The sequence below is a fragment of the Streptomyces sp. 3211.6 genome (assembly GCF_003634815.1).
Lineage (GTDB): Bacteria > Actinomycetota > Actinomycetes > Streptomycetales > Streptomycetaceae > Streptomyces > Streptomyces katrae_A.
Map to the genome: position 1 here is coordinate 4,916,268 of NZ_RBXC01000001.1, position 12,457 is coordinate 4,928,724.

Here is a 12,457-nt window from a genome sequence, read left to right on the forward strand (position 1 = left end):
CCGGGGTCCGGAAGCGGTCAACCCGCTCCCGGACCCCGAGCCACGTCTTCGCCCCCGGTCCGTGCGGACTTGTGGCCAGTTGGCCGCAAGTTTTCACTTCCGACAGTGCTACGCGCGTAGAGGCACCGTGGACGCGATACCGTCCTCCTCCCGCCCCCCGCCCGGCCGATCCCGCCCTGTCCTCCTGCCAACTTGGCTTATTTCCAGCTCCTTCCGCGCCAAGGAGAGTGCGTCATCAACGCGTCCAGCCCCCCTCTCGCCGTAGAACTGCACGGCATCACCAAGCGTTTCCCCGGCGTCGTCGCCAACAAGGACATCGCCATCTCCGTCCGCAAGGGCACGGTCCACGCCCTCATCGGTGAGAACGGGGCCGGCAAGTCGACCCTGATGAAGATCCTCTACGGCATGCAGAAGCCGGACGAGGGCACCATCGCCGTCGACGGGGAGCAGGTCTCCTTCAACAACCCGGGCGAGGCCATCGCCCGCGGCATCGGCATGGTCCACCAGCACTTCATGCTGGCCGACAACCTCACCGTGCTGGAGAACGTCGTCCTCGGCGGCGAGAAGCTCTACGGCATCGGCGGCAAGGCCCGCAAGAAGATCATGGAGATCTCGGACGCCTACGGCCTCGGCGTGCGTCCTGACGCCCTGGTCGAGGACCTCGGTGTCGCCGACCGCCAGCGCGTGGAGATCCTCAAGGTCCTCTACCGCGGCGCCAAGACCCTCATCCTCGACGAGCCCACCGCCGTGCTCGTGCCGCAGGAAGTGGACGCGCTCTTCGACAACCTGCGCGAGCTCAAGGCCGAGGGCCTGACGGTCATCTTCATCTCGCACAAGCTGGGCGAGGTGCTGAAGGTCGCCGACGACATCACCGTCATCCGCCGCGGCACCACGGTCGGCACCGCCGACCCGAAGACGGCCACCACCAAGCAGCTCGCCGAGCTCATGGTCGGCACCGAGCTGCCCTCGCCGGAGACCCGCGAGTCCACGGTGACCACGACCCCGATGCTCACGGTCGAGGGCCTGACGGTCGCCGAGTCCGGCACCGTTACCGCCCCCGAGACCTCCGCGCCCGCCCTGGGCGACTCCGACACCGACCTGCGCGAGGCCCCGGTCGCCGGCCGCCTCCTGCTCGACGGGATCGGCTTCACCATCCACAAGGGCGAGATCCTCGGCATCGCCGGCGTCGAGGGCAACGGCCAGACGGAGCTGATCGAGGCCCTCATGGGCATGATCACCCCCGACGCGGGCGTCATCACCCTCGATGGCGCCGACATCACCAGGATGCCGGTCCGCAAGCGCCGCGAGGGCGGCATCGGCTACATCCCCGAGGACCGCCACCGGCACGGCCTGCTGCTGGAGTCCCCCCTCTGGGAGAACCGCATCCTGGGCCACGTCACCGAGAAGCCCAACTCCAAGGGCGGCATCCTCGACCCGAAGGCCGCCCGCAAGGACACCGAGCGGATCGTGCGCGAGTACGACGTCCGCACCCCCGGCATCGAGGTCACCGCGGCCTCCCTTTCCGGCGGCAACCAGCAGAAGCTGATCGTCGGCCGCGAGATGAGCCACAACCCGAAGTTCCTGATCGCCGCCCACCCCACCCGCGGTGTGGACGTCGGCGCGCAGGCGCAGATCTGGGACGCCATCCGCGAGGCCCGCCACGAGGGCCTGGCCGTGCTCCTGATCTCGGCCGACCTGGACGAGCTGATCGGCCTGTCCGACACCCTCCGGGTCATCTACCGCGGCCGTCTGGTCGCCGACGCCGACCCGGCGACGATCACCCCCGAGGAGCTCGGCACCGCCATGACCGGCGCCGCCAGCGGGCACCTCGAAGCCCATGACGACCACTCCGCCGGGGTCGACGGCGACACCACGGAGGACGAGGCCCGATGAAGAAATTCGACAAGGACCGGCTGCTCCTGGCAGCCGCCGGACCGGTGCTCGCACTGGTCAGCGCCCTGGTGCTGACCATGATCGTGCTGGCCGCCTCGGGCGTGGACCCGATCGACCCGCTGCGGATCATGATCGAGCAGGCGGGTTACGAGGACATCCAGGTCCTGATCATCAACCAGGCCGGCATCTACTTCCTGGCAGCCCTGGCCGTGGCCGTCGGCTTCCGGATGAACCTCTTCAACATCGGCGTGGACGGCCAGTACCGCCTCGCGGCGATGCTCTCCGCCGTGGTCGGCGCGGCGGTCTCGCTGCCCGCCCCGCTGCACATCCTGCTGATCGTGGTCATCGCCATGGCGACCGGCGCCTTCTGGTCCGGTATCGCGGGCATCCTCAAGGCCCGCCGCGGCGTGAGCGAGGTCGTCTCCACGATCATGCTCAACGCCATCGCGACCTCGCTGATCGCCTGGCTGATCCTGCCGAAGAACCTCGGCGTGCAGCCGGCCGGCTCGAACGACCTCACCACCGGTGACATCCCGGAGTCCGGCTGGTTCCCGGCCGTCTCCCTGCCCGGCGGCGACATCTACGGCTTCACCTTCGTCGCCTTCGCGCTCGGCGTCGTCTACTGGTTCGTCCTCAACCGGACCCGCTTCGGCTTCGACCTGCGCGCCTCCGGCGCCAGCGAGTCCGCCGCGCAGGCCTCCGGCGTCGAGCCCAAGAAGATGATCATGACCGCCATGCTCATCTCGGGCGCGGTCGCGGGTCTGACCGGTATGCCGCTGCTGCTCGGCGAGTCGCACACGTACAACCTGTCCTTCCCCCTGGGTGTCGGCTTCACCGGCATCACCGTCGCTCTGCTCGGGCGCAACAACCCGATCGGCATCTTCTTCTCGGCCTTCCTGATCGCCTTCATCGACAAGGCGTCCGCCGGTCTCGACACCGAGGGCTACGCCAAGGAGATCGGCACGATCATGCAGGGCCTGATCGTGATCGCCGTCGTCGTCAGCTACGAGCTCGTCCGCCGCTACGGCATCCGCCGCCAGCAGCAGAAGGTCGGCGAAGAGCTGGCCGCCGGCCATGCCCTCAAGACCGACAACAAGGAGGTCGCGGCGTGAGCACCAGCACCGTTTCCGCGACGAGCGCCGCGCCCAAGAAGGGCGGCGGCCGCCGCAAGCTCACCCTGCCCTGGATCCTGCTGATCATCGCGGCCGGCCTCGCGCTGGTCTCCGTGGTCCGCCTGATCTCCGGGGCCAACGACCTGACCTCCGTCGGCCAGTTCTCCGGCGCCCTCCAGCTCGCCGTGCCGATCGCCCTCGCGGGCCTCGGCGGCCTGTGGGCCGAGCGCGCGGGCGTGGTCAACATCGGCCTCGAAGGCATGATGATCCTCGGCACCTGGTTCGGCGCCTGGGCCGGCTACCAGTGGGGTCCGTGGACCGGTGTCGTCCTCGGCATCGTCGGCGGCGCCCTCGGCGGCCTGCTGCACGCGATCATCACCGTGACGTTCAACGTGAACCACATCGTCTCCGGTGTGGCGATCAACATCCTGGCCGTCGGCTTCACCCAGTACCTGTCGAACTTCACCTTCGACAAGACCCCGGGCGGCTCCTCCAAGCAGTCCCCGCGCATCGACCCGATCACCGAGATCACCGTTCCAGGGCTCTCCGACGGACTGGCGACGCTCCAGGGCAAGCACTGGTTCCTGATCTCCGACGCCGCCGGCGCCCTCGGCGGTCTGGTCACCAACCTCTCGCTGCTGACCGTCGTCGCCGTGCTGCTGGTCCCGCTGACCTGGTGGGTGCTGTGGCGGACCGCGTTCGGTCTGCGCCTGCGCTCCTGCGGTGAGAACCCGGTCGCCGCCGAATCCCTCGGCGTCAACGTCTACAAGTACAAGTACATCGCCGTGATCGTCTCCGGTGCGATGGCCGGCCTCGGCGGCGCGTTCCTCGCGATCGTCTCCACCGGCATCTACCAGGAGGGCCAGACCGGCGGCCGCGGCTACATCGGTCTCGCCGCGATGATCTTCGGCAACTGGATGCCGGGCGGCATGGCCCTCGGCTCGGGCCTCTTCGGCTTCACCTACAGCCTCCGCCTGCGCGGCGGCGCCGAGAACGTGCACGCGATGCTCCTGCTCATCGCGATCCTGCTCGTGCTCGCCGTCGCCTGGCAGCTGTACAAGAAGAAGTACCTCCAGGCCGGCATCGCCGCGCTCTGCGCCGCCGGGCTCTTCGTCTGGTACGCGCTCACCGACCAGGTGCCCAGCCAGTTCGTGGACGCCGCCCCGTACGTCACCACCCTGCTGGTGCTTGCCCTGTCCGCGCAGCGCCTGCGCATGCCCAAGGCGGACGGCATGCCGTACCGCAAGGGCCAGGGCAAGTGACCCCGGCTCCGGCGGTGGACTGGGAAGCCCTGCGGACGGCCGCGCGGTCCGCGATGACCCGCGCCTACGCCCCGTACTCGGGCTTCCCGGTCGGGGTGGCCGCCCTGGTCGACGACGGCCGCGTGGTCACCGGCTGCAACGTCGAGAACGCCAGCTACGGACTCGGCCTGTGCGCCGAGTGCGGCCTGGTCTCCTCCCTCCAGGCCACCGGAGGCGGCCGCCTCACCCACTTCACGTGCGTGGACGGCAAGGGCGAGATCCTCGTCCCGTGCGGCCGCTGCCGCCAGCTGCTCTACGAGTTCGGCGGCCCGGAGCTGCTGGTGGAGACACCGGACGGGATCCTCCCGCTGAGCGCGATGCTGCCGCAGGCCTTCGGGCCCGACCACCTCAGACAGCCGTGACGACGGCCCTCCGCCCAGCCGGGCGGAGGGCCGTCGGCCGTCTTCGAGCCGGGCTCGACCCCCGCCTGGAAATCCTTGAACCTCCCTCCCCTCATCTCTATGCGCGTAGAAGGAAGTCACCTCATGGACGTCATCTCCGTCATCCGGACCAAGCGGGACCGCGGTGAGCTGAGCCCCGAGCAGATCGACTGGGTCATCGACGCCTACACCCGCGGGATCGTCGCCGACGAGCAGATGTCCGCGCTCGCCATGGCCATCCTCCTCAACGGCATGAACCGGGCCGAGATCGCCCGCTGGACCGCCGCGATGATCGCCTCCGGCGAGCGGATGAACTTCGACTCCCTCTCCCGCCCGACCGCCGACAAGCACTCCACCGGCGGCGTCGGCGACAAGATCACCCTCCCGCTCGCCCCGCTCGTCGCCGCCTGCGGCGCGGCCGTCCCGCAGCTGTCGGGCCGCGGCCTCGGCCACACCGGTGGCACCCTCGACAAGCTGGAGTCCATCCCCGGCTGGCGCGCGCTGCTCTCCAACGAGGAGATGCTGAACGTCCTCGACACCACCGGCGCCGTCATCTGCGCGGCCGGCGACGGCCTGGCCCCCGCCGACAAGAAGCTCTACGCCCTGCGCGACGTGACGGGCACCGTCGAGGCCATCCCCCTGATCGCCTCCTCGATCATGTCGAAGAAGATCGCCGAGGGCACCGGCTCCCTCGTCCTGGACGTCAAGGTCGGCTCCGGCGCCTTCATGAAGAACATCGAGGACGCCCGCGAGCTCGCCTCCACGATGGTGGCCCTGGGCACCGACAGCGGCGTCAAGACGATCGCCCTGCTCACCGACATGTCGACCCCGCTCGGCCTCACCGCCGGCAACGCCCTGGAGGTCCGCGAGTCCGTCGAGGTCCTGGCCGGCGGCGGCCCCGCCGACGTGGTCGAGCTGACCATCGCCCTCGCCCAGGAGATGCTCACGGCCGCCGGCATCAAGGACGCCGACCCGGCGAAGGCCCTCGCCGACGGCTCCGCCATGGACGTGTGGCGCCGGATGATCTCCGCCCAGGGCGGCGACCCGGACGCGGCCCTGCCGGTCGCCCGCGAGCAGCACGTGGTCACCGCGTCCGCGTCGGGCGTCCTGACCCGCCTCGACGCGTACGCGGTCGGCGTGGGCGCCTGGCGCCTGGGCGCGGGGCGCGCCCGCAAGGAGGACCCGGTGCAGGCGGGCGCGGGCATCGAGCTGCACGCCAAGCCCGGCGACACCGTCACCGCCGGCCAGCCGCTGATGACCCTGCACACGGACACCCCGGAGAAGTTCGACTACGCCCTGGCCTCGCTGCAGGGCAGCTACGACGTCGCCCCGGCCGGCACGGAGTTCACCGCCACGCCGATCGTCCTGGACCGCATCGCCTGACCTGCGGCTTCCCTTTCGGGTGAACGGGACCGGTGGACCCCTGCCGGTCCCGTTCGGCATGCTGGGATCGGTGCCGAACCGATAGGAGCACACCATGAGCGCACTCGCAGTCGAGCACCAGCCCCCGAGCGGTGACGACTGGGACTCGGTGGTCCGCCTCTGGGAGGGGATGGACGTGCCGAAGGGCTGCAAGGTGGAGATCATCGAGGGGATCGTCACCGTGGCACCACCACCCGTCAACGACCACAACCTGATCGCGGTAGCGGTACAGCGCCGCCTGTACACCGTGATCCCCGAAGACTGGGAGGTCTTCCAGACCCTCAACCTGGCTGTCCCGAGCCGCAGCGGCCTCTACATCCCGGACCTCGTGATCCTGCCGAGGTCAGAGGTCCCGAACGGGGAGAATTTCGTTCCTGCGGCCGCGGCCGAGCTCGCGGTGGAGATCACCTCCAGGTCCAATGCCGTCAACGACCGCGTCGCCAAACTGAAGGGCTATGCCGCCGCCGGCGTGCCGCTTTACCTCCTCATCGACCCGCACGCGACCGGCAGCCCCACGATCCACCTCTACGGTGAACCCAGCGACGGCAAGTACCGCGTCCTCCACGCGGGCAAGTTCGGTGAGGCCGTCCATCTCCCCGATCCGTTCGACCTCACCCTCGACACCTTCAGCTTCCCCCGCCCGTAGCCGGTCACGGCCTACCGATGAGTTCCGGCGCGGGCAGTGGTCAACCCTTGCGTGACGATCACCGAGGAGATGCCCCTGCCCGGGCCCACGCTGCGAGCCGAAGACGTTCCGGCCTTGTGCCAGGCACTCGTGGCCCGCTACCGCCGGGGCGTGCGAGAGGTCCGATGTGACCTCAGCCTGCTCACCCTCCCGGACCTGCCCACCCTCGAAGCGCTCGCGCGCATGGCGCTGACTGCGCGCCGCCAGGGCGGCAGCCTTCGGCTCACCGGCGCGACCCCCGCCCTCCGGGCCCTACTGGACCTCGTAGGCCTCGTCGAGCTCCTCGGGCAGCCCGAACAGCGGGAACCACCGGGCGGTGTCCAGGAAGGCGTTCAGCCCGACGATGCGGCCCTCTGACACCTCCAGCACCTGCAGGGCCCACGGCACGTGCCCCGGCCGGCCGTCCTCGCGCGGGCGGTACTGGCCGAACGCCGGCAGCCCGTTCGCCGTGGTCGGTATCAGGCGCGAGCCCTTGCACCCGATGCCCTGGTTCAGATGCCATGCCGCGATGTCCTGCGGCCCCTGGAGCCACAGGTCGAACGGCGGCATCGACAGCACCGCGTCCTCGTGCAGCAGGGCGGTCAGCCGCGTGATGTCGTAGGCCTCGAAGGCGGACAGGTACTGCTCCAGCAGCTTCGCCTGGTCCGCGTCCAGCGGGTCCGCCGGATCGCTCGGCCGCAGCGCCTGCCCCGCCAGGGTCGCCCGGGCCCGCTGGAGCGCGCTGTTGACCGAGGCCACCGTCGTCTCCAGCAGCTGCGCGACCTCGTCCGCCTTCCAGGCCAGCACCTCCCGCAGGATCAGCACCGCCCGCTGCTTCGCCGGCAGGTGCTGGAGCGCCGCCACGAACGCCAGCCGCACCGACTCCTTCGCCAGCGCCATCTCGGCCGGGTCGGCGGTCTGCGGCAGCACCCGCCCGTCCGGCACCGGCTCCAGCCAGGTCACCTCGGGCCGCTCGTTCAGCACGGCGGACGCCTGGTGCTGCGGGGCGGTGAGGTCCATCGGCCGCGCCCGCTTGTTCCCCGCGTTCAGCAGGTCCAGGCAGACGTTCGTGGCGATCCGGTACAGCCACGACCGCAGCGAGGAGCGGCCCTCGAACTTCCCGTACGCCCGCCAGGCGCGGACGTACGTGTCCTGCACCGCGTCCTCGGCGTCGAAGGCCGAGCCGAGCATCCGGTAGCAGTACCCGGTCAGCTCGACGCGGTAGCGCTCCATCGCCGCGTCGAGCTCCGGGGAGGTGGTGGTCGCGAGGTCGCTCATGGCTGCCGTCCCCCAGGGTGTCGTCCGTCACTCCGGAAACTACCCGAGGGGTCTGACAACGGCAGCCGCAGCGCCGCGCCGTACGTCAGGTGCCGGGCTTGCGCCCGTACACGAACACGTCCTCGCCGTTGGTCAGCATGTTCCAGTACGCCTTGGCGTCGGCCGTCGTCATGTTCACGCAGCCGCCCGAACCCGGCGGGTTCCACATGCTCTTCTCCACCGAGTGGAAGGCGATGCCCCCGTCGAAGAACTGCGCGTACGGCATCGCCACGTTGTAGATCGTCGACCAGTGGTTGATGCTGCGGTAGTAGATCTTCTTCAGCCCGGTCCGCGTCGGGGTCTCCGCCTTGCCCGTGCGCACCGGAACCGGCCCGTACTTCAGCGTCGCCCCGTCCTGGATCCAGCTCAGCTGCCGCGTCAGGTCGACGCAGGCGATCCGCCCCAGGTTGGTGGGGCACTTCCCCTCGGCGTTCGGGTTCTTCCCGGCCGCCCGCTGCGCCAGCATGGTGCTCATCGTCTGCCAGGTCAGCGGCCCCGCGTACCCCATCGTCGGGGTGATCCCGTGGGTGGCCTGGAAGGACTGGATGGCGGCGCAGTCGGCCGCCGACTGCACCCCGTCCACCGGCCGCCCGAGGAACTGCTCCACCTGCCGCTGGTACGGCCCCGTGGTCACGTTGCACGAGGCGGCCGCTTCCGCGGCCTGCGCCGCACCGCCCCCCGCGACCACCAGCGGCGCCGCCAGCGCCAGCGCCCCGCCGAACACCACCGCGGCCCGCCGGCCCGCGCGCACGCCTACGCGTATCCCCGCCATCGATCCCTCCCCTGCCGCGCCCGCACCCTGGGGACGCCGGTGCCCACCACGCTAGAGCGCGGCGGGCACGGCGGATAGGACTCCGACGGAACTTCAGCGAGCGGCCGCCGCCGTGGCCGGCAGCCGGCGTTCGGCGCGGGCCGCGCGGGACCCGTACAGGGTGATCGAGACGACGCCCAGCACCGCCAGCAGCGCGATCCCGACCGTCGCCGCCCACCCCGAGGCGTGGTACGCCAGCGCGCCCAGGGTGCCGCCCGCGCTGGAGCCCAGGTAGTACGCGGACTGGTACAGCGCCGAGGCCTGCGCCCGGCCGGTCTTCGCCGTCCGGCTCACCGCCGCCGAGGCCACCGCGTGCCCGGCGAAGAACCCGGCGGTGATCAGCACCAGCCCCGGCAGGATCAGCCACAGCGAGTCGGCGAGCGACAGCAGCAGCCCCAGCGCGGTCGTGGTCACCGCCAGGTACAGCGCACCGCGCCGCCCGGTCCGCGCCACCAGCTGCCCGGCCGCCGCCGAGGAGGCCGTACCCACCAGGTAGATCAGGAAGATCGAGCCGACCAGGCCCTGGCCCAGCGAGAACGGCGCCTCCACCAGCCGGTAGCCGATGACCGTGTACACCGCCCCGAAGACCGTCATGAACAGCGCGCCGATCCCGTACAGCCGCAGCAGCAGCGGGTCCCGCAGGTGCCCGGCGACCGTACGGCCCACCGCGCGCGGGTTCAGCGAGGCCGGCCGGAAGAACCGCGCCCGGGGCAGCAGCACCAGGAAGGCCACCGCGCAGACCAGCGCCATCATGCCGACGGCCAGCAGCCCGCCCCGCCACCCCCACAGCTGGGCGCCCCAGCCGGTGACGATGCGGCCGCTCATGCCGCCGATGGAATTGCCGGCCACGAACAGGCCGATCGCCCCGACCAGCTCCTTGGGCCGGACCTCCTCCGCCAGGTACGCCATCGCGGAGGCGGGGATGCCGGCGATCGCCGCACCCTGCACCGCGCGCAGCGCCACCAGCCACTCCAGGCCCGGCGCGAACGGCACCAGCAGGCCGATGCCGACGGCCACCACCATCGAGCAGGTCATCATCCGGGTCCGCCCGAACCGCTCGGACAGCGCGCTCAGCGGCAGCACGAACAGGGCGAGCGCCCCGGTGGCCGCGGAGACCGTCCAGCTGGCCTGACCGGCCGTCACGCCGAAGCCGGCGGAGACCGCCGGGAGCAGGGCCTGGGTGGAGTAGAGGAGGGCGAAGGTCGCCAGTCCGGCGGCGAAGAGCGCGAGGCTCATCCGGCGGTAGCCGGGGCGGCCGGGGGAGAGGGGCTCGGGGGACGACGCGGTGGAGGCACCCGGGATGACGAGTGCCCCGGTATGAGCGGGAGGCATGCAACGACCGTAAGCCCGCCCTTCTTCATGCGTCCAATGCACAAACGGGCCATAATCAATCCACCCACGCATCAGCACAGCTCATGGCTTCGGATATCAATGAACCGTTACGAAGAAGACATGGCCGTGACACAAGGGCTGGCCCCGCGCCTCGCCCAGTTCGTCGCGGTCGCCCAGCACGAGCACGTCACCCGCGCCGCCCAGGAGCTGGGCGTGCCGCAGTCCACCCTCTCCCGGGCGATGGTCCGCCTCGAACAGGACCTGGGCGTCTCGCTGTTCGCCCGCAAGGGCCGCACCGTCGCCCTCACCACGGCCGGCCGCACCTTCCTCGCCTCCGCCGAAGAAGCCCTCGCGGGAATCGCCCGCGCCGCCGGCTCCGTGCAGCAGGACGCCGACCCCGGCTTCGGGAAGGTCGCCTTCGGCTTCCTGCACACCCTGGGCCCCGAGACCGTACCCGGCCTGATCCGCGCCTTCCGCGCCGACCACCCCCGGGTCCGCTTCGCCCTCGTCCAGAACTACGGCGAGGCCATGCTGGAGAAGCTGCGCGCCGGAGAGCTCGACCTCTGCCTGACCTCGCCCGTCCCCGACGCCCCCGACCTGGTCGCCCGCCGGCTGGACGAGCAGCGGCTGCGCCTGGTGGTCCCGGACGACCACCGCCTGGCGGGCCGCAAGCGCATCCGCCTCGCCGAGGCCGCCGAGGAAACGTTCGTCACCCTGGAACCCGGCTACGGCCTGCGGCGCATCACCGACAACCTGTGCGCGGAGGCGGGGTTCACCCCGAAGGTGGCCTTCGAGGGCGAGGAGGCCGAAACCCTGCGCGGCCTCGTCGCGGCGGGCCTGGGCGTGGCTCTGCTCCCCCCGCCCCTGGTCCCGCGCCCGGGCGTGGTCGAGCTGACGGTCACGGCACCGCGCGCGGTCCGCGAGATCGGCGTGGCCTGGCTGGACGGCCACCCGGACACCCCGCCGGTGGCCGCGTTCAAGCGCTTCCTCCTCTCCCGCCGCGGCCGCCTCATCCCGGAACTGGAACCCCCGGCCTAGCCGGCCCCGCCCCTGCCCCCGTCGCCGCCCCCGCCGCCCTCCCCGTCCGTCTCGGGGCACGACGAGGCTGCCGCCGCCGACAGCAAGTAGCCCGCCTGGAAGCGTGACTTGGCGCCCACCGCGCGCATGATCTCCGCGATGTGCCGCTGGCAGGTGCGTTCCGACATGCCCAGGCGGCGGGCGATGACCTTGTCCTCCAGGCCCTCCGACAGCAGCCGTACGATCATCTGGCGGAGCTCGTCCGAGAGGGACCTGGCGGCTTCCGGGCTCACCGTCGTCGGGAAGGGGCGGGCGCCCAGCCAGGAGCGTTCGAAGGCAGCCGTCATGAAGTGGACGACGCTCGGCTCGCGGACCACCAGTGCCGCGCCCTGCCGGTCCGGGACCGACATCAGGCCGGTGTGGGCGTCGAAGATCAGCATCCGCATCAGCCCGTCGCCCAGGGTCCGCACCTGCGCCCCCAGCGCCGTCACCCGTTCCACGTACGCCGCCGTCGGCCGTGAGTAACGTGCCGTGTGCTGGTAGATCGTCCGCATCCGGACCCCGCGCGCCAGCAGCGACTCGTCCCGGCCGACCGCCTCCTCCAGGGTCTCCTGGGGGCGGCCGCCGCCCGGCTGGGAGGTCAGCAGCTCCTGCTCGCAGCCCGCCACCAGCTCGGCGATCAGCCCCCGCACCGCCCCCAGGTCGGTGACCAGCTCCAGGTTGCCCGCCCCGCCGTCGTCGCGGTGCGCGGTGCCCGCCTCGTACGCCGGCACCAGCGCCTCCAGCCGCCCGCGCAGCCGGTCCATCTCGTCGTGGGTCTCCCGTACGAGCAGGGCCAGCGGGGCCAGCGCCCGGGCGGCCGCCGCGCGGGGCGCGACCGCCGTCCAGCGTTCCGGGCCGTCGCCGGGGGCGCGCTGGAGCAGGTGGGCGGCGGCCAGTTCCTTGACGGCGGCGCCCGCCCGGGCGCCCAGGGCGGTGGTGGCCTCGGCGGGGGTGAAGGCGTACCGCTCCGCGGCGAAGGCGTACAGACGCCGGGCGGCGGGGCTCAGATCGGATCCATCGGCTCCGTCGGCATCGACTGGCATATGCCTATTCGTCCCTGGCTGTCACCTTTTATAAACCCCTCGGGTTCCCGCAAGGCGACAAGTCGACTCCGGTATCCGTGCACCCGGCATATGCCGAACCGGCACAGTGGGGATCACGGCGTG

Annotated in this window: 12 protein-coding genes; 8 read left to right on the forward strand and 4 right to left on the reverse strand. The window is 71.4% G+C overall.

The features are described from left to right. Positions 1-192: 192 nt before the first annotated feature. The 7 genes from BX286_RS22845 to BX286_RS22875 all read left to right on the forward strand — a co-directional run bounded on the left by BX286_RS22845 (position 193) and on the right by BX286_RS22875 (position 7,150). Positions 193-1,893, forward strand: a complete 1,701-nt coding sequence (locus BX286_RS22845; RefSeq protein WP_185117196.1) for an ABC transporter ATP-binding protein — start codon at positions 193-195, stop codon at positions 1,891-1,893. Continuing rightward, on the forward strand, positions 1,890-3,005 hold the full coding sequence (locus BX286_RS22850) for an ABC transporter permease (protein ID WP_079429423.1): 1,116 nt from the start codon (positions 1,890-1,892) through the stop codon (positions 3,003-3,005). Before BX286_RS22845 ends, BX286_RS22850 begins: the two co-directional genes overlap by 4 nt. Further along, entirely contained in the window at positions 3,002-4,267 is a 1,266-nt protein-coding gene (locus tag BX286_RS22855; RefSeq protein ID WP_100863026.1) for an ABC transporter permease, read from the forward strand. The genes BX286_RS22850 and BX286_RS22855 overlap by 4 nt, the downstream gene beginning before the upstream one ends. Continuing rightward, a complete protein-coding gene (locus tag BX286_RS22860; RefSeq protein ID WP_121016186.1) occupies positions 4,264-4,668 on the forward strand; it encodes a cytidine deaminase in 405 nt (134 codons plus the stop codon). Before BX286_RS22855 ends, BX286_RS22860 begins: the two co-directional genes overlap by 4 nt. Before the next feature lie 123 nt (positions 4,669-4,791). Then, the gene (locus BX286_RS22865) at positions 4,792-6,069 is read left to right on the forward strand and encodes a thymidine phosphorylase (protein WP_121016188.1); all 1,278 of its coding nucleotides are present in this window, start codon (positions 4,792-4,794) and stop codon (positions 6,067-6,069) included. Between the two features lie 94 nt (positions 6,070-6,163). Then, positions 6,164-6,754, forward strand: coding sequence for a Uma2 family endonuclease (locus BX286_RS22870; protein ID WP_100863024.1), 591 nt, complete (start codon positions 6,164-6,166; stop codon positions 6,752-6,754). Between the two features lie 69 nt (positions 6,755-6,823). After that, on the forward strand, positions 6,824-7,150 hold the full coding sequence (locus BX286_RS22875; RefSeq protein ID WP_079431912.1) for an STAS domain-containing protein: 327 nt from the start codon (positions 6,824-6,826) through the stop codon (positions 7,148-7,150). Here BX286_RS22875 and BX286_RS22880 read toward each other — a convergent pair. From BX286_RS22880 to BX286_RS22890, 3 genes are all read right to left on the reverse strand, one after another. Continuing rightward, positions 7,046-8,050 (reverse strand): sigma-70 family RNA polymerase sigma factor, encoded by a 1,005-nt coding sequence (locus tag BX286_RS22880; protein ID WP_079429428.1) that lies wholly within the window; start codon positions 8,048-8,050, stop codon positions 7,046-7,048. The two genes, BX286_RS22875 and BX286_RS22880, sit on opposite strands and share 105 nt — an antisense overlap. 85 nt (positions 8,051-8,135) lie before the next feature. Beyond that, positions 8,136-8,861 (reverse strand): L,D-transpeptidase family protein, encoded by a 726-nt coding sequence (locus BX286_RS22885; protein ID WP_079429429.1) that lies wholly within the window; start codon positions 8,859-8,861, stop codon positions 8,136-8,138. Between the two features lie 93 nt (positions 8,862-8,954). Continuing rightward, positions 8,955-10,232: an MFS transporter gene (locus BX286_RS22890; protein WP_100863022.1), complete on the reverse strand. Its 1,278-nt coding sequence runs from the start codon at positions 10,230-10,232 to the stop codon at positions 8,955-8,957. Positions 10,233-10,331: 99 nt separating this feature from the next. On the opposite strand from BX286_RS22890, the gene BX286_RS22895 reads away from it, so the two are divergent. Then, positions 10,332-11,270 (forward strand): LysR family transcriptional regulator, encoded by a 939-nt coding sequence (locus BX286_RS22895; RefSeq protein WP_079429431.1) that lies wholly within the window; start codon positions 10,332-10,334, stop codon positions 11,268-11,270. Here BX286_RS22895 and BX286_RS22900 read toward each other — a convergent pair. Next, positions 11,267-12,334 carry a helix-turn-helix transcriptional regulator gene (locus BX286_RS22900; RefSeq protein WP_237293061.1) on the reverse strand — a complete coding sequence of 356 codons (1,068 nt, stop codon included), beginning with the start codon at positions 12,332-12,334 and terminating at the stop codon, positions 11,267-11,269. The genes BX286_RS22895 and BX286_RS22900 overlap by 4 nt on opposite strands. Positions 12,335-12,457: the final 123 nt, after the last annotated feature.

Coding starts and splice junctions, on each gene's coding strand:
- BX286_RS22850 (WP_079429423.1), top strand. CDS start 1,890: ATGAAGAAATTCGACAAGGACCGGCTGCTCCTGGCAGCCGCCGGACCG.
- BX286_RS22865 (WP_121016188.1), top strand. CDS start 4,792: ATGGACGTCATCTCCGTCATCCGGACCAAGCGGGACCGCGGTGAGCTG.
- BX286_RS22870 (WP_100863024.1), top strand. CDS start 6,164: ATGAGCGCACTCGCAGTCGAGCACCAGCCCCCGAGCGGTGACGACTGG.
- BX286_RS22875 (WP_079431912.1), top strand. CDS start 6,824: ATGCCCCTGCCCGGGCCCACGCTGCGAGCCGAAGACGTTCCGGCCTTG.
- BX286_RS22880 (WP_079429428.1), bottom strand. CDS start 8,050: ATGAGCGACCTCGCGACCACCACCTCCCCGGAGCTCGACGCGGCGATG.
- BX286_RS22885 (WP_079429429.1), bottom strand. CDS start 8,861: ATGGCGGGGATACGCGTAGGCGTGCGCGCGGGCCGGCGGGCCGCGGTG.
- BX286_RS22890 (WP_100863022.1), bottom strand. CDS start 10,232: ATGCCTCCCGCTCATACCGGGGCACTCGTCATCCCGGGTGCCTCCACC.
- BX286_RS22895 (WP_079429431.1), top strand. CDS start 10,332: ATGAACCGTTACGAAGAAGACATGGCCGTGACACAAGGGCTGGCCCCG.
- BX286_RS22900 (WP_237293061.1), bottom strand. CDS start 12,334: ATGCCAGTCGATGCCGACGGAGCCGATGGATCCGATCTGAGCCCCGCC.